Genomic DNA, 17,461 nt, shown 5'->3' with positions numbered 1-17,461 from the left:
AGTCGTGGAGGTAATTCAGAGAAAGGATTTTTGGAAAATAGAAGGAATAAAAAATGGGTAAGCTACCTTTATCGCACCGCTCAACCATTTACCCTTGCTTTGTTCCCAACCTGGGGGAGTCAACAGGAGCTGGTCGTAAAGGACTTACCCACGGCAAAAGTAGAGAAAAAATGTGATTAAAGAAATTTAAATTGCCTTTTCCCGCTATTGGATTGATTTTCAGTTGAAAGAAATTGTTGCTCTCGAAAATGTAGTTCAGCTAACCGTTTTGTAAATCTTTCCCGGAAGGGAAATGACCACGTTATTCATTTCCATCTCCAGTAAAATCATCGCCAATTTACTTTGCGGCCAATCAAGATTTATAGCAATTTGATCGACCGAAGCTTGTTCCACCTGACGTAAATAATGGAAAACTTTTTCCTCATCGGGATTCAAATCCGGCGGTAGAAGAGAAAGCTGTGGTGCCGAAGCTTTGCTTTGCTGTTTCTGCCAATTCATCAAATACAGTAAATCATCCGCATTACGTATGAGGTGTGCGCGGTTAGTTTTAATGAGGTAATTGCAACCTTCGGAATACGGTTGGTTGACGGAGCCCGGAAATGCGCCAACATCACGATGGTAACCGTTCGCCATTTCTGCCGTAATTAATGCGCCGCCTTTTATGCCTGCCTCAACAACAATTGTAATATCAGCTAAACCCGCAATTATGCGGTTACGCATCGGAAAGTTCATGCGATCAGGTTTTGTACCGGAAGGAAATTCAGTTAGTAAACCGCCTGTATGTAACATCTGTTCGGCGATATCCCGGTGCATGGGCGGATAAATACGATCCAAACCATGTGCGACAACGCCAATCGTAGGAATATGATTCTGCAACGCTGCGCGGTGTGCGATCACGTCAATTCCATAAGCTAATCCACTGACCACGATTGGATTAATTTCTTTGATGCCAGCAATTAGATCTTCACAAAGTTTCTTGCCGTAAGCCGTCGAGTTTCGTGTGCCAACCACGCTAACGATATGTTGATCGTTGAAGTTGGTATCTCCCTTAAAATAGAGCAACGGCGGGCCATCGTCACAGGCTTCCAACCTTTGCGGATAAGCGGAATCAGTAAGCCAAATGGTTTGGATATTGTGTTTCTCTACAAAGCTACATTCCCTTTCCGCGCGCTGCATATACGCTTTGTCGTATATAATCTTGGCTAGTATTGGGCCTATTCCTGAAGCTTTCGATAATTCCCGAATGGAAGCGCGAAATATTTCCTCCGTTGAACCGAAATGCGCTAGCAAATGGCGAGCAAGCCGAGGCCCGACGCCGGGAATCATTGTTAACGCTATTTGGTGGATAAGATTCATAATTGATTAATCTTTGAGGTAAATATAATTCTTTTTAAGAAAATATTAGCCAAGTCGGGAATCTAGTTTTTAGATTTCTGTCTATATTTGTTTACACACAAAATGAAAAGCATGAACACACCAGAACCATTCTACGTAGAAATTAACGGAGTAGAATATTCCGTTTTTCCTGATGAAAAGGATACATACACCATATTTAAAGACGGGAAGGAGTATGTGCAAATTATTCGCGACAATGAAACTAGTTGGTTAAAGCTAAATCCGGAAACCGGTTTGCCACTTTTCGGTATGGATGAGGAAGTGTTGCTAATTGGCAAGGAGATCAATGCGCAAAATGCGTAATCTGAGAAACTTTTAAACCAAACTCCGATGTTGCGTTGTCTGTTTTTTCTTTGCTTTCTGCCGGTTTTGCTGCATGCGAAAATGGTTATGGCGAGCGAAAATTTTTACGGACAACCAACTTTAGACACGATTCCTTTATACCGTGATACCATCGGCATCGAATCGGTGGAGATCAATCACGAAGTGCTCACGCCGGAAGAAAAATACGAACGGAATAAACGTGAATTCCGGAGCATTTACTTCAATGGCGATAATAAGAATATTATCACCGCTATCGGCATAATTCCGCCGGGCATTGCAGTCAATATCAACAAGCTTTATAATCATTTCGCCAAGAGTGGAAAGCAAGCCCGTCGTTTTCAGAAGGTATTGGCGGATGATTTTAAATTGGATAAGGTTAATCAAACTTGGTATCCGCTGACGCAAAAGCTAACCAAATTGGATGGTCAGCAGTTGGAGGATTTTCGACGTTACTATCATCCTGATTTCGAGTGGTGGGCAGCGGCTGAGGAATATGAGCAGCTGGATTACATCTTTAAGCGCTTGAAAAACTACCAAGATTCTTCTGTACATATTCGAGCTTATTTGGCATTGCCGAAGCAATAGCCAAATAAGCTCGATGTTTTACATGGGGATGTAAAGCACGTATTTCGTATCGAAGAAATCTTCCTTAAAATAATCGCTCAACGCGATCAGATCATAATTCACTTTCGCCTCTTTGATTTCTTCTTTTAAATCTCCGCCCTTCAAATACAATATACCGTTTGGAATACCATTTTTATCTTTCGCATAAATCTTATTGCGCACCCAAGGAAGAAAATCTTTTAATCGTGTAACCGCTCTAGAAACAACAAAATCATATTGGTTGTCCAACTGTTCTGCGCGAATGTGATCTGCTTCCACGTTTTTCAATCCAATCGCTTCTGCCACTTCGCGAACTACTTTTATTTTCTTGCCGATTGAATCTACCAAATGAAATTGCACGTGCGGAAATAGGATTGCCAAAGGAATCCCCGGAAATCCACCTCCCGTTCCAATGTCCAAAATACGTGTTCCTGCAGTTAGCTCGCGTACATAAGCAGCAATGCCTAAAGAATGCAACACATGTTTCAAGAACAAAGAATCCATATCCTTCCGAGAAACGACATTGATCTGATCATTCCAAAATGGATAAACTTCCGCCAATTGGGCAAACTGCTCTTTTTGAGTGGCAGTAAGATTTGGGAAATAAGAATAAATGATATCGACAGTTGGGTTCATATTACTTCCAGGATGTTTGTTTTTTATTTCTATTGAATAAGCCATTCAGGCAGATGAAGAAATAAAAGAATATATCTAACACAGGTAGCCACCATAATAAATCGGCTACCGCTAACTTTTTAAACGATGAGGTGAAAACGGCATATTGCAATATTAATCGCAATACATATAATCCTACGGGAATAAACCACCAATGTGGCATAACGGCCAAAGCTGTGCCTAGCAATAGGTAGAATAAAATGGATGAAATGAGTTGTGTTGCCAACATCCATTTATGTCGCGGTTTGTACATCACCGAAGCTCCCGCATGTCGCGCCTTTTGCTTGTTATAACTTTTCCAAGTAAGCTTCGGAACCGAATAGGTATGACTTTCTGCCGATAAACAAATGGCAGTATTTTGGGATGTTGCGTTCTGATTAACGAATAAATCATCATCGCCGGATTTGATGTGCATGTGTGCATTAAACCCTTTTCCTCTATAAAAAAGCGCTTTCGTATACGCCAAGTTCCTGCCTACACCCATATATGGATCGCCTTTCAAAGCATAAGAAAGATACGTCATGGCGGTGTGCGTGGTTTCAAAACGTATGAGCTTATTTAAAAACCCCGGGTATTTAAAATACGGGGAATAGCCTAAAACAATTTCATTTCCAGCGGCAAATGGCGTGACCATGTGTTTCAACCAAGTATTTGAAGCTGGTTCGCAATCCGCATCCGTAAACACAAGGTGTTCGTATTTCGCTGCTTTAATGCCAATTGTGATGGTGAATTTTTTGGTATGCTTCAATCGAATATGTTCGCCGATGTCGATGATCTTTAGATGCGCATGCTGCGATGCCAATTCGCGCAAAATCCATGGCGTTTCATCGTCAGAACAATCGTTCACAACAACCACCTCAAACTGCGGATAATCTTGCTCCAGAACAAGCGGAAGAAATTGCTTTAAATTATCTTGCTCATTGTACGCGCTTATTACCACCGAAATCGGTGGCAATGCCTGATCCGGCAATTCCTCGCTTAGTTTATACCTCGATAATTTGCTGTAAACAAACAACAAATAGTAAACTTGAACGAAGAATGTGATACCTAATGCAGCAACAATGAGATAAGGCCAATATGTAAAAAGCGGTTCTTCCGGAAACGACATAAGTTGCAAAGATAATGGTATTTACTGCCATTGACAGCGTTCATCAAGAAAAGTTTGCTTCAAATCGCATTATCGAGTAAACTAAAACGGCAGTTCAAGCGTCTAAAACTAAAAAATACTATATTACGACTCTTTAACACATCTTTCATGACACACAAACACGTTTATTCTAGTTTCCTATCATTGATCGTCTTCATGGTTCTTACAGGTTGCGCTTCGCTCAATCCCGGAAAACAAGTAGATATTTTAAAATCCTATAATTATAATGTAGAATCAGTTTCAAACCTACAGGTGGCTGGTCGTTCCGCCCAAGGTTTATTAGAAGGAAATGGCAATTCATTGAATTTAAATGCCCTGCCTGGATTGGCCATGGGAATCTTGCGTAAGGATTTACCTTTGGCCGCTGTGGTGAATATGAAAGTAAGCAATCCAACGGCGAATGTCACGAGCATCAATGCATTCAAATACCTAATCGAAATTAAAGGAAAGCCTTTCTTCGAAGGAACGGTAGATCGCGTGGTAAAACTGAACCAAGGCGAAAGCGCTGTTGTTCCGCTTACGTTTAATGCCAACTTATTTGGTGTTGTCGAGGAACAGCGTGGTATTGAAGGATTGTTGAGCGATCTATTTACACGAGAAGGAGAGGGTGCAGTTGTATTGAAGATTAAGCCATCAATCTCCCTTGCAGGTAGCAATATTTTCTATCCGGGATACATCACGATTGATAATAATCTATTGAAAAGTTTACGCAAAAAGTAACTTTTACTTTCGGCAGTAAGTCGATCGGGAGCTGTTAATATTTATTAATAAAGCTTTTCGAACCGAATTTACTGTCGAAAATTATCGTAATTTTGCGGGCGTTTAGAGGGAATAGATGAAATTTACGCTTCAAGCTCAGGATCCACTTTCGAAGGCACGTGCCGGAGAAATGGAAACAGCACACGGTACTATACAAACACCCATTTTTATGCCTGTGGGTACGGCGGCAACAGTGAAGGCCGTGCACATACATGAATTGGTGAACGATATCCAAGCTCAAATTATTTTGGGAAATACCTACCATTTGTATTTACGTCCGGGGTTGGACGTTTTGCAGAAGGCAGGAGGATTGCACAAATTCAATAACTGGAATGGTCCGATTCTGACCGATTCGGGTGGCTATCAGGTGTATTCGTTGACGGAAGTGCGCAAGATCAAAGAAGAAGGTGTTACTTTTCGTTCCCATATTGATGGTTCCAAACATCTTTTTACACCGGAAAATGTGATGGATACGCAACGTATCATTGGCGCCGATATTATCATGGCGTTCGACGAATGTACACCGTATCCATGTGATTACAACTATGCACGCAGATCTTTGGATATGACGCACCGTTGGTTAAAACGCTGTTGTGATCGTTTTGATAGTACAGAACCTTTATACGGTTACGATCAGACGCTATTCCCGATTGTGCAAGGTTCGGTGTACAAAGATTTGAGGGAAAAATCAGCGGAAAAAATTGCTTCCTTCGAGCGCGAAGGAAATGCCATTGGCGGGTTATCTGTCGGTGAGCCAGCACATGAAATGTACGCCATGACCGAAGTGGTAACGAAAATTCTTCCCGAGCACAAGCCACGTTATTTAATGGGAGTTGGTACGCCGGTAAATATTTTAGAAAACATCGCTTTGGGAATTGATATGTTCGACTGCGTGATGCCAACGCGTAATGCGCGTAATGGCATGTTGTTTACCAAACAAGGCATTATCAACATAAAAAATAAAAAATGGGAGGACGATTTTAGTCCGATTGAAGCAGACAGCGATTTGTTGGTGGATCAGATTCATACCAAAGCGTATTTGCGTCATTTGATTCGCTCGCAAGAAATTTTGGGCGCGCAAATCGCTTCCTTGCACAACTTGCATTTCTACCTTTGGTTGGTGAAGCAAGCGCGTGAGAAAATCATAGAAGGGACGTTCTATGATTGGAAAGAAAAAATGGTAAAGATTTTAGATCAACGTTTGTAATTATTTACATAATTCCTCGGAATGAAAATTATCGATCGCTATATCATTGGAAAGTACCTAACCACGTTCGTGTTTACGGTATGTATTTTCTGTTTGGTGATTGTAATTTTCGATTTTTCGGAGAAAGTAGACGATTTTAATAAGAATCGTGCGTCCATGGCGCAGGTTTTTACGCAGTATTACGCGATCGGTAGTGTTCCTTTCTTCATCAATATGCTGACGCCATTATTGAACTTTATTGCCGTTATTTTCTTCACTTCGAAAATGGCCGATCAAACGGAAATTGTTCCGATTCTGAATGGCGGTATGAGTTTCTATCGCATGTTGCGACCGTACATGATCTGTGCAGGCATCATCTGTTCGCTGGTGTTGCTGTCCAACTTATACATTATTCCATTTACCAATAAAGTGAAGGTGGATTTCGAAAATGTGTACGTGAAACCTCAGAAAGTAAGCACAACGTCAAGTTCTACGCACATGCAATTGGATTCCAATACGTATGCGTACATGGGGACGTTCGAAACGAAATCCGGTGTTGGTTACAACTTTACCATTGAGAAATTTGATGGTGATATCCTCACAGAAAAACTAATGGCAGATCGCATTACTTGGGATTCTGTCAACAACAAATGGTCGATCCATAATTATACGGTGCGCCATATCGATGGCTTACGCGAGCGCATGGAAACAGGAGAGCAGCGCGATACCACGTTGGATATGCGACCGAAAGATTTCGAGATTTACGAAAACGTATTCTCCACCATGAGCCAAGCCGATCTGAACGAGCGTATTCTTAAAGAAGAAACGCGCGGAACAGGCATGATGAACGAACTTCTTCTTGAGAAATATAAACGTATTATCAATCCGTTTTCTGCATTTGTATTGACATTAATTGGCGTTTCCTTGTCTTCCAAAAAGGTGCGCGGAGGTATAGGTGTCAGTTTAGGTGTTGGTATTGGTTTGAGTTGTATTTATGTCGTTCTCGAACGTTTTTCTACTATGTTTTCCGTAAAGGGCGGACTGGATCCGCTGATTTCTGTGCTAATCCCCAACGTACTATTTTTAGTATTGAGCCTGTACCTGATGATAAAGGCTCCCAAATAATCGCTATTTCTTTTTTCGTAATATGACTAAGTTTATTGCTAATCGCAACGTGTTGATTCTGCACCTTACTGTGCTAATCTGGGGTTTCACAGGCGTTTTGGGCGAATTGATCTCCGTATCCGCTTTGCATTTGGTATGGTATCGCGTTTTAATTGCTTCGGTATCGCTGTTTCTGTTTTTTAAAATCGCGCGCAAGAATTTTATCGTGCCAACCAAACGTATTTTGCAATTGTTGGGCGTAGGTTTTATTGTTGGATTACATTGGGTTTTCTTTTTTCATTCGATTAAAATCTCGACCGTTTCTGTAACACTTGTTAGTTTATCTTCGGTAACGCTGTTTACCGCCATATTGGAACCGTTGATTAATCGTAAACGCATCGAAATGTCGGATGTGCTGATAGGTATGGTTATCATATTTGGTATTTATCTCATCTTTACTTTCGAGTTTCAGTATTTCTGGGGAATTGTTTTTGGATTAATTGCTGCGGTTTGCGCAAGCGTATTTTCCATTTTCAATGCAAGGATGGTGAAAACGACTAATCCTACAGTAATTACCTTTTACGAAATGATTGGCGCGGTGCTCGGCGTGAGCGTACTACTAGCATTTTCTGGAGGATTCGATGAGCGTATGATTTTGAATCAATCCGACTTGTTGTATCTGTTGCTGCTCGGTGTTGGATGTACAGCAATTGCTTACGTATTGGGGGTATCTGTTATGCGCGAATTATCTGCGTTCACGGTCGCCTTAACTACCAATTTGGAACCGGTTTATGGGATCATTTTGGCTTTAATGATCTTCGGACAGCGCGAAGCCATGAGTATGGGCTTTTATGTCGGAGCGGTACTGGTGTTGATGGCGGTTTTCATGTATCCATATTTGAAAAACCGCTGGATTGGCAGGCGCGCGATTGGTAGGTAACGAAGGGTAAAAAAGTTGGTTCATCTCGGTCGAATGAAAGCTAAGTAGGTTAGAGGAAACGGGAGACTCTAATTATTTTCTGTTCCACTTTTTCTTGATAAAAAGTGGTGCAAAACCACGGAGTGCTCAGCGAAGCTAAATCAAGCCTGCATACCTTGGTGCTAGTCTTCCTCAGAAATCCTAAACAAAAATAAACTCGCTTTGCTCGAACAGATTTTTGTTCTTTACGGATTTCTCTTCGGACGACTGGACGCAGTCGGAATGCTAGGGCGTATGTGCTGTTCGCGATCTTTTGCATCTTTTTCGGTCGAAAGAATAGATAAAGTTTTGGAAGTCCTGCAAACAAAGGAATAGTGCTCGGGATCAAAGCGATAACAATCGACGGTAAGCTACCAAATAATCTGTTATTTATCCGTAGCTTTGCCCTCCTTAAAAATATGTATATCTTTAATGGGTATTGTGTTAGGCAATGTCCTTAGTAAAATAAAATAGTATGGCAAATATTGTTGCAATTGTTGGAAGGCCGAATGTCGGTAAGTCGACGCTTTTTAATCGTTTGACAGAAAGTCGGAAGGCGATTGTAGATGATTTTAGTGGGGTAACCCGTGATAGACATTACGAAGCAGCGGAGTGGATCGGTAAAAAATTTACTGCAATCGACACCGGAGGTTTTGTACATGGCTCGGATGATGTATTCGAAGAAGCTATTCGTCAGCAAGTTCATATTGCGATCGAAGAAGCAACCGTTATTATATTTATGGTGGATGTTACCACTGGAATTACCGATTTGGACGATGAAATTGCGGACTTATTACGCAGAAGCTCCAAGCCGGTTTACGTGGTAGCCAATAAAGTAGATCATGCCAAATTGCACCACGATTCAGCAGAATTTTATGCATTTGGTTTAGGTGAAATTTTCAATGTTTCCGCAGCTACTGGTTCGGGAACGGGTGAGTTATTGGATGCCGTGGTTTCTCATTTTCCGGAAGAAGAGGAAGAGGAAGATAACGAATTGCCAAAATTCACGATCGTTGGTCGTCCGAATGTTGGTAAATCGTCCTTAACAAATGCGTTATTAGGTGTAGATCGTAATATCGTTACGCCGATAGCAGGAACGACACGCGATTCTATTCGTATCCATTACAATCAATTCGGACACGAATTTTTGATGATCGATACAGCAGGTTTACGTCGTAAATCCAAAGTAAGCGAAGACATCGAGTTTTATTCGGTTATGCGTACGATCAAAGCATTGGAAGATGCCGATGTAGTTATTTTGATGTTGGATGCGAATGATGGAATTGAAGCGCAAGACATCAACATCTTCCACCTTGCTGAAAAGAATAAAAAAGGTGTTGTGATCTTGGTAAATAAATGGGATACCATTGAGAAGGATCATAAAACGGCAACGGAATTTAAAGAACGTATATTAAACAAAATTGCTCCGTTTAGTGATGTTCCGGTATTGTTTACATCGGTAACCGAGAAACAACGTATCTTCAAAACCGTAGAAACGGCGATGGAAGTTTACCAAAACAAAACCCGCAAAATCCCTACATCGAAATTAAACGAAGTAATGTTGGATATTATTGCGCATTATCCGCCTCCGGCAACTAAAGGGAAACACATCAAGATCAAATACATTACGCAATTACCTGGGCGTTCGCCAATGTTCGCTTTCTTCTGTAATTTGCCACAGTATATCAAAGATCCGTACAAACGTTTCGTAGAGAATAAGTTGCGCGAGAACTTTGAGTTTTCTGGTGTACCAATCCAAATTTTCTTTAGACAAAAATAACGACGACGATCTCTTTATGTTAGCTCATAATCTATCTCTATATAATACGCTGACCCGTACGAAAGAAAAGTTTGAACCTATACATCCCAATATGGTGGGCATGTACGTTTGCGGCCCAACCGTTTACAGTGATGTGCATTTGGGAAACTGCCGCACCTTCGTTTCTTTCGATTTAATCTTCCGTTACCTGCGCCATTTGGGCTACAAAGTACGCTATGTTCGGAATATTACCGATGCGGGACATTTGGAAGGAGATAACGATGAGGGCGACGATAAATTTGCAAAAAAGGCAAAGCTAGAGCAATTGGAGCCGATGGAAATCGTGCAGAAATACACGATTGGTTTCCACGATATGTTGCGCTTGTTCAATACTTTGCCACCAAGCATCGAACCAACTGCCACGGGTCATATTTCCGAGCAAATCGAAATGGTGCAGCAAATTATCGAAAATGGTTACGCATACGAAGTGAACGGAACGGTTTATTTCGATGTAGATCGATACGTGCAAGAGCATAATTATACGATATTGACGAATCGTAATTTGGACGATTTGTTGAATAATACGCGTGAATTGGGCGGACAGGACGAGAAGAAAAATCGTTTGGATTTTGCCTTGTGGATCAAAGCAAAGCCGGAACATATTATGCGTTGGCCAGCTCCTTGGAGCATTGGTTTTCCAGGATGGCATATCGAATGTTCAGCGATGAGCAGAAAATACTTGGGCGATCAATTTGATATCCACGGTGGTGGAATGGATTTAGCGGCTACGCACCACACCAACGAAATTGCGCAATCGCAAGCTTGTAATCATACCAGTCCGTCGAAATATTGGATGCATACGAATATGTTAACGGTGAATGGGGCGCGGATGTCCAAATCAGCGGGAAATGGATTTTTGCCAGGCGAATTGTTTACAGGAAATCATCCTTTGCTGAATCGCGGATATTCGCCGATGGCGGTTCGCTTTTTTATGTTGCAAGCACATTATCGCAGCACATTGGACTTCTCCAATGAAGCTTTAGATGCAGCAGATAAAGGTTTCAAACGTCTGTTTGCCGCGATCAATCTGCTGGATAAAATTGCGGTTTCCAAAAAATCAACGGTGCCAAGTTTGGAAGAAATTCAGGAGCGTAGTTATGCCGCGTTAGATGATGATTTCAATAGCCCAGTGCTGATCTCTGAATTGTTTGAGGTGGTACGCATCATCAATTCCGTTTACGATAAGAAAATGACCATTTCGGAAGCTGACTTAATCTTCTTGAAAGATTATATTCAAGCATTCGTTTTTGATGTTTTGGGATTAAAAGATGATCAATCTGGAACGGATGATGGCAGCGCAGATGGCTTGATGCAATTGATTATTAATATTCGGAACGAAGCAAAAAGCAATAAAGATTTCGCAACATCAGATCGTATCCGCGATGAGCTAAATGCTTTAGGCATTCAGCTTAAGGACAGCAAAGACGGAACGCTTTGGAATAAAATTTGATATTGAGCACCTTATTTATGGTAAACAGTATGAGGTTAATCACCACACTAATTCTTTTTATAACGATACGGAGCGCCGTTATGGCGCAATTGCCTGAGAAAGTCGGAAGTTTAATTTCCGTGGATCGCAACGCGGCAAATACATCGAATCGCGAAAATCCGCACGCCGGATTGATTTCTATTGTTGACAAAGAATCTTCCTTTTTTGTGCCTTCTTCAGTGAACGCGCTGAACTATTTGAACAATCGCCCGAACCTTCCGGATCGCCTAAATTGGCAGCCAAACTTCGCATTGGTTTCTCGTAGCTTGGATTGGGGAGTAACTTCTGGACCGACGCAATATCAGCGTACAGGAGCGATCAAACGTTTCGGACAGTACGTGACGATCTGGCGCAGGGATAAGAAAGGTAACTGGCGCGTGCACGTGCGTGCTGAAGTAGAAAATTACGGAAAGCAGGAAGCAGCGAAATTGGAATATTTCGAACCCGATAATCAAAAATATTTGAAACATCGTTCCATGGTTCGTTTGAATCAACGCGAAGAAGTGGTTTTTCAAACGGATAAATTATTTTCGCATGTATTGAAAGCCGATACGCGCGCTGGATATACAGAGTTTTTGGCGGATGATGTTCGCTATTACTTTCCTTGGCAACCCGAAATCGTTGGACGAGACAAGGTAATCGATATGTTCACTAAGGAACGTATTGAAATCGATACGGAACCGGAAGACGTTGGTCGTGCTTACAGTGGTGAGTTTGCGTACACATCGGGAACGGCAACAGTAGGTTTGAAGGATAAAGTAGTTAAGTTTAACTACATTCGCGTTTGGCAGTTGAAAAATGATTACCAATGGAAAATCATTCTGGAAATGATGTTCGAAAGATAAGATATTATGGCTAAGATAAGAGTAGGTTTCGGGTTTGATGTTCACCAAATGAAAGATCAGCATCCATTTTGGGTGGGCGGTGTTCAATTGGAACATCATGCTGGTGCTTTCGGGCATTCCGACGCGGATGTGCTTCTTCATGCCATTTGCGACGCAATTTTAGGCGCTGCAAATCTGGAGGATATTGGTTATCATTTCCCAAATACCGACGATCAATGGAAAGGAATTTCCAGTTTAGTGCTTTTGGAAAAATCTGTAGCGCTAATCGCGGAAAAAGGATGGCGGATCGAGAATATTGATGCGATGCTTTGTTTAGAAGCGCCGAAAATCAAACCATACATTCCGCAAATGAAAGAAGCGATTTCTAAAGCGAGTGGACTGCCGGTAGATGATATTTCCATCAAAGCTACCACAAACGAAAAGCTGGGTTTTATCGGTAGAGAAGAAGGCGTGGTTGCTTACGCAGTTTGTCTTATCCAAAAGGATTAATATCTGCTTCGCGATTTTTCGCAGGAATACTTCTAGCTTTCTGGAAGTAAATAATTGCTATGACGACCGCTACCAATACTAGGATTGTTGCCAAGTAGAATGGTGCTTCCGGTAGGTAGGTGCTGGCATTTTTCGCTGTAAAATGAGAGAACAGGGAAGTCATCACTGGAGGTCCAATAATTGCGGTTAAGCTGATTATACAGGCCAATCCGCCTTGAATTTGTCCTTGCTCATTATCCGGAACTTCGTTGGAAACCGCACTTTGTAATGCCGGGCCACTTATGCCTCCAAATACGTATAAAATACTAATGGCAAAGAGCATCCATGTTGCTGTCGCCAATCCAAATAAAGGGAGTGATATACAGTAGAGCGCGATTCCGCCAATGATACTTCCCGGTACACCCACTTTAGGAATAATAATACGCAGCAATCCGGCCTGAATGATGGTAAGGAGAATGCCAATAAATCCTAAAGAATAACCAACCATCCGCTCGTTCCAATCAAATTTTTCCATCGTAAAATAAGACCAGGTGCTTTGCACGGAATGTGCTGCTACGTTAATCAGAAATACGCAAATGCAGAGCGGAATGATGCTTGGATATCGAGCAATATGTTTAAATGTTCCGATCGGATTCGCATTCTTCCACTGAAATGGCCGACGCAAGGATGGACTTAATGATTCTGGAACAACAAAATACCCATAAACGAAATTGAAAAACGTTAGTCCGGCTGCTGCGAAGAACGGAACGCGTGGGCCATAATGGCCAAGAACGCCTCCTAACACGGGACCGATAATAAATCCCAAACCGAAAGCTGCGCCGATCAAACCAAAATTCTGTGCTTTCTTGTCTGCCGGCGAAACGTCGGCGATATAAGCGGCAGCAACCGTATGGCTCGCACCCGTAATTCCGGCTATGATCCTGCCGACAAACAACCAAAATATGCTTGGCGCAAAACCGATTAAGATGTAATTGATCGCAAAGCCCAGTAAGGAGAATAGCAACACGGGGCGGCGCCCAAAACGATCGCTTAGGTTTCCTAGAACGGCGGCAAATAGAAACTGCATGCACGCGTAGCAAAAGGTCAACCAGCCACCGTAGCTGGAAGCCTGACTGATGTCGCCATGAATTAATTCCCGAATCAACGCTGGCATGACCGGAATGATAATACCTAATCCCGTAGAATCCAACACTACCGTGATGAAGATGAAAATCAGTGCTGCGTTGGAGTTTTTATGCATCGCCACGAATGTAATTAATTAGTGGCAAACTATATCAAATATATTTTTTTCATAGATTGCAGTAACTAACACGCACAAAAGCAGTTTATGAAAAAAGTATCCCTATTATCGTTATTACTTCTGTTTGGAAGTGGATTGTCCATCAAAGCGCAGGAGAACATGACTTATCAAAAACCTCCTGCTGAAATTCTGGAATTACTAGAAGCCAAGAACACGCCGGCAGTACAATTCAATCGCGACGGCGACAAAATGTTCTTGTTGGAACAACCTGATTTTATCACGATTGAAGAAGCTTCACAACCGATCATTGGTTTGGCAGGATTGCGAGTAAATCCGAGAAACTCAACTTCTGTAGGTGGTTTTAGTTATGCGGGCATCAAGCTCCAGGATTTAAAAACGAACGCCGTTCACGACATCGTTGGCTTGCCCAACAATCCACGAATTAGTAGCCTACAACTTAATGCAGAGGAAACAAAGTTAGCCCTGTTAAATACAGATGTGGACGGAGTGAGCGTTTGGGTGGTTGATCTCGCTACTTATCAAGCGAAGCGTGTCGGAAATTTCTACGTGAACGATATTATGGGCGCAAGCATGTTTTGGAAAGATAATACATCCCTGTATGTCATGCGTATTCCTGAGCGTGGAGCAGCACCAATAGCAAACACAACGCCGACTGGACCAGTTGTTCAAGAAAATTTAGGCAAGGCAGCGCCATCACGCACCTATCAATATCTTTTGCGCAATGAAGATGATGTGCGTTTGTTCGATTACTACATGACGGCTCAATTGTCCGAAGTTAATTTGGATGGGAAACTCGTTGATTTAGGAAAGCCTTCGATCTATCGGAATGTATCGAAATCACCTGACGGTAAATACCTGATGGCAACGACTATTCAAAAACCGTATTCTTATCTGGTTTCCGTTGGATCTTTTCCTTATCAGGTAGATGTTTTAGATCAAGCAGGCAAGGTGGTAAAAGCCTTGTATTCGGCGCCGTTGGCCGAGAGCGTAGCATTGGGTTTTGATTCTACTGTTCCTGGGTATCGCGGTTTTGCATGGCGCGCGGATCGTCCGGCAACATTGTATTGGGCGAATGCATTGGACGAAGGTAATAGTCGGACGAAGGTGGAGTTCCGCGATGAGGTGCTACAATTGGACGCGCCGTTTACGGCAGAGCCAACGACTTTTGCTAAAACGGCTTTACGATATGGTGGTATTACGTGGTTTAATCAGGATTACGCTGTGTTATCCGAACGTTGGCGAGCAAACCGAAAAGTGAAAAACACATTGGTTTCCAGTAAAGATGGTCAAGAAGTGAAGGTCATCGAAGAGCGTTCTTCGGAAGATGCTTATGCTGATCCGGGACGTTTTGTATATACGGATAACGACTATAATCGTGCGGTAATTCTTACCGATAAAGGCAAATCGCCAACGGTGTTCACGACATCGGAAGGTGCGTCGGCCGAAGGTGATCGTCCATTTTTGTTGAAATGGGATTTGTTGAGTGGTAAAAAAGATACCTTATTTCGTTCGCAAGGCGAATGGTACGAAAGTCCAGTTTCTTTCAAGAATGATGGTACATTAATTATTTCTCGAGAATCGCAAACGGAGGTGCCCAATTACCAACGCGTCGTTTTGAGAACGCGTAAAATGACGCCGATTACGGAATTCGCGAATCCTTATCCATCGTTTGAAGGTGTTCAAAAACAGCAACTTTCCTACCCAAGAAACGACGGATTGAAGTTGACGGGAACGCTGTATTTGCCGAAGGATTATGACAAATCGGATGGACCGTTGCCATTGTTGATGTGGGCTTATCCGAGAGAATTTAAAACGGCCGACGCAGCTGGTCAGGTAAAAGGTTCGCCTTACCGTTTCACAAGAATTTCTTGGGGTTCGCCGATTTATTGGGTGAATCGGGGTTACGCAATTCTGGATAATGCGGATATGCCGATCGTAGGAGAAGGCGATTCGGAGCCAAATGATAGCTTCGTGCCACAGTTGAAAGCGAACGCAGAAGCAGCGATCAATTATTTATCGGAAGCAGGTTACGTAGATCCAAAACGCGTTGGAGTAGGAGGTCACTCGTACGGAGCGTTTATGACGGCAAATTTGCTGGCGCATACCGATTTATTTGCAGCAGGATTAGCGCGTAGTGGAGCATATAATAGAACGTTTACGCCGTTTGGTTTTCAGGCGGAAGAACGTACCTATTGGCAAGCGCCGGAGGTTTACCGCACGATGTCTCCATTCAGCTATGCGGACAAAATAAAAACGCCGATTTTGTTTATCCATGGAATGGATGATGAGAACTCAGGAACATTCCCCATCCAATCCGAACGTTTCTACAACGCAATCAAAGGACATGGCGGAACCACAAGATTGGTGTTCTTACCAAAAGAATTTCACGGCTATCGCGCGAAGGAATCCATTATGCACACGCTGTGGGAAATGGATCAGTGGCTCGAAAAATATGTAAAGAACAAGAAATAGAAGGAATTTATTTTATTGGAAAGTCCGTTGCGTGTTCACGTAGCGGACTTTTTTAGTTATGGCTAGAGATTGCTTCGCTTCTTCTTCCTTAAATTCTCGCAAAGACGTTTTTCTTGCTGAGGTAAAGTTTTTTCAAGCAATAACTTCCTAGGACTTTAGAACCGACCTAGCGTTCCGATTGCGTAATCCGACCGAAAGTCAATCCGTTAATAACAAAAGTCTGTTTGAGCAAAGCGAGTTCATTTTGCTTCGCTGAGCACCTCGTGGTTTACCGAACTTTTATCAAGAAAAGTTTGAAAAAAGCCGCTTCCTTTTATTACTTCGTGTTAAGGTTTGTCATGGTCAATTCGATACCAATGTTCACAAAGCTATGCACCATTTTAACGCTATGCTCAATCAGCGCTGGCAACTCTTTGCTTTCGTCGTCGTCGAACGGCCCTAAAACGTAATCCACTTGTCTGCCTTTTGCGAAATTGTCGCTAATCCCGAATCGCAAGCGTGGATAATCTTGTCCGCCACACAGTTGTTCGATGGATTTTAAACCGTTGTGTCCAGCTGCGCTTCCTTTCGGCTTAATGCGAAGCGAACCAAAGGGAATAGCCAGGTCGTCAACTATGACCAAGATGTTTTGCTTGGGCACCTTTAGGGCATGCATCCAATAATTTACAGCTTTACCACTCAAATTCATGAATGTGGTCGGTTTGATCACATAAACATTATGTCCACGTTGTCTAAACTCTGTATAATAAGCATACTTCAAAGTCGACCAGCTTGTTCCAGCTTGATTGGCCAATTCATCAGCCACCATAAAGCCAATATTATGTCGCGTGTCCGCGTATTCTCTACCGATATTTCCTAATCCAACAATGAGATAGTTCATGTGCCAAAATTAAACATTATGCCTAAAATCAATAGCGTATTTTTATAAAAGAAAA

Annotated in this window: 16 protein-coding genes and 1 other RNA gene; 11 read left to right on the top strand and 6 right to left on the bottom strand. The window is 42.3% G+C overall.

The features are described from left to right. Positions 1-52 precede the first annotated feature (52 nt). Positions 53-150, bottom strand: an RNA gene (gene ffs / locus ACFSQ3_RS01920) — signal recognition particle sRNA small type. A 105-nt stretch (positions 151-255) separates the two neighbouring features. Next, a complete protein-coding gene (gene dprA / locus ACFSQ3_RS01915) occupies positions 256-1,356 on the bottom strand; it encodes a DNA-processing protein DprA (RefSeq protein WP_380867006.1) in 1,101 nt (366 codons plus the stop codon). A 111-nt stretch (positions 1,357-1,467) separates the two neighbouring features. Between dprA and ACFSQ3_RS01910 the strand changes: the two genes are divergently transcribed. Together ACFSQ3_RS01910 and ACFSQ3_RS01905 are read left to right on the top strand one after the other, a co-directional pair. Continuing rightward, entirely contained in the window at positions 1,468-1,698 is a 231-nt protein-coding gene (locus tag ACFSQ3_RS01910) for a hypothetical protein (RefSeq protein ID WP_380867004.1), read from the top strand. 87 nt (positions 1,699-1,785) lie between these two features. Beyond that, the gene (locus ACFSQ3_RS01905) at positions 1,786-2,304 is read left to right on the top strand and encodes a hypothetical protein (RefSeq protein WP_380867002.1); all 519 of its coding nucleotides are present in this window, start codon (positions 1,786-1,788) and stop codon (positions 2,302-2,304) included. An 18-nt stretch (positions 2,305-2,322) separates the two neighbouring features. Here ACFSQ3_RS01905 and rsmG read toward each other — a convergent pair whose 3' ends face one another. Together rsmG and ACFSQ3_RS01895 are read right to left on the bottom strand one after the other, a co-directional pair. Continuing rightward, the gene (gene rsmG, locus ACFSQ3_RS01900; RefSeq protein ID WP_380868457.1) at positions 2,323-2,958 is read right to left on the bottom strand and encodes a 16S rRNA (guanine(527)-N(7))-methyltransferase RsmG; all 636 of its coding nucleotides are present in this window, start codon (positions 2,956-2,958) and stop codon (positions 2,323-2,325) included. A 1-nt stretch (position 2,959) separates the two neighbouring features. After that, on the bottom strand, positions 2,960-4,105 hold the full coding sequence (locus tag ACFSQ3_RS01895; protein WP_380867001.1) for a glycosyltransferase: 1,146 nt from the start codon (positions 4,103-4,105) through the stop codon (positions 2,960-2,962). A 147-nt stretch (positions 4,106-4,252) separates the two neighbouring features. Here ACFSQ3_RS01895 and ACFSQ3_RS01890 point away from each other — a divergent pair, with 147 nt between their 5' ends. From ACFSQ3_RS01890 to ispF, 8 genes are all read left to right on the top strand, one after another. Further along, the gene (locus tag ACFSQ3_RS01890; protein WP_380866999.1) at positions 4,253-4,864 is read left to right on the top strand and encodes a hypothetical protein; all 612 of its coding nucleotides are present in this window, start codon (positions 4,253-4,255) and stop codon (positions 4,862-4,864) included. A 115-nt stretch (positions 4,865-4,979) separates the two neighbouring features. After that, the gene (gene tgt / locus ACFSQ3_RS01885) at positions 4,980-6,110 is read left to right on the top strand and encodes a tRNA guanosine(34) transglycosylase Tgt (protein ID WP_380866998.1); all 1,131 of its coding nucleotides are present in this window, start codon (positions 4,980-4,982) and stop codon (positions 6,108-6,110) included. A 21-nt stretch (positions 6,111-6,131) separates the two neighbouring features. Beyond that, positions 6,132-7,214, top strand: coding sequence for an LptF/LptG family permease (locus ACFSQ3_RS01880; protein WP_380866996.1), 1,083 nt, complete (start codon positions 6,132-6,134; stop codon positions 7,212-7,214). 22 nt (positions 7,215-7,236) lie between these two features. After that, complete coding sequence (locus tag ACFSQ3_RS01875; protein ID WP_380866994.1) at positions 7,237-8,133, top strand: DMT family transporter; 897 nt, start codon at positions 7,237-7,239, stop codon at positions 8,131-8,133. Between the two features lie 493 nt (positions 8,134-8,626). Then, a complete protein-coding gene (der, locus tag ACFSQ3_RS01870) occupies positions 8,627-9,931 on the top strand; it encodes a ribosome biogenesis GTPase Der (protein WP_380866993.1) in 1,305 nt (434 codons plus the stop codon). Positions 9,932-9,947: 16 nt separating this feature from the next. Then, positions 9,948-11,420 carry a cysteine--tRNA ligase gene (cysS, locus tag ACFSQ3_RS01865; protein ID WP_380866992.1) on the top strand — a complete coding sequence of 491 codons (1,473 nt, stop codon included), beginning with the start codon at positions 9,948-9,950 and terminating at the stop codon, positions 11,418-11,420. An 80-nt stretch (positions 11,421-11,500) separates the two neighbouring features. Beyond that, a complete protein-coding gene (locus ACFSQ3_RS01860) occupies positions 11,501-12,304 on the top strand; it encodes a YybH family protein (RefSeq protein WP_380866991.1) in 804 nt (267 codons plus the stop codon). A 6-nt stretch (positions 12,305-12,310) separates the two neighbouring features. Beyond that, a complete protein-coding gene (gene ispF / locus ACFSQ3_RS01855; RefSeq protein ID WP_380866989.1) occupies positions 12,311-12,793 on the top strand; it encodes a 2-C-methyl-D-erythritol 2,4-cyclodiphosphate synthase in 483 nt (160 codons plus the stop codon). On the opposite strand, the gene ACFSQ3_RS01850 is transcribed toward ispF, so the two are convergent. After that, the gene (locus tag ACFSQ3_RS01850; protein WP_380868456.1) at positions 12,777-14,033 is read right to left on the bottom strand and encodes a TCR/Tet family MFS transporter; all 1,257 of its coding nucleotides are present in this window, start codon (positions 14,031-14,033) and stop codon (positions 12,777-12,779) included. The genes ispF and ACFSQ3_RS01850 overlap by 17 nt on opposite strands. 87 nt (positions 14,034-14,120) lie before the next feature. On the opposite strand from ACFSQ3_RS01850, the gene ACFSQ3_RS01845 reads away from it, so the two are divergent. Then, positions 14,121-16,526: an alpha/beta hydrolase family protein gene (locus ACFSQ3_RS01845; RefSeq protein WP_380866987.1), complete on the top strand. Its 2,406-nt coding sequence runs from the start codon at positions 14,121-14,123 to the stop codon at positions 16,524-16,526. 316 nt (positions 16,527-16,842) lie between these two features. On the opposite strand, the gene pth is transcribed toward ACFSQ3_RS01845, so the two are convergent. Beyond that, complete coding sequence (gene pth / locus ACFSQ3_RS01840; protein WP_380866985.1) at positions 16,843-17,406, bottom strand: aminoacyl-tRNA hydrolase; 564 nt, start codon at positions 17,404-17,406, stop codon at positions 16,843-16,845. Positions 17,407-17,461: the final 55 nt, after the last annotated feature.

This window comes from Sphingobacterium corticis, from assembly GCF_042684745.1.
Classification (GTDB): Bacteria; Bacteroidota; Bacteroidia; order Sphingobacteriales; family Sphingobacteriaceae; genus Sphingobacterium; species Sphingobacterium corticis.
This window is presented reverse-complemented; position numbering and strand designations above follow the sequence as displayed.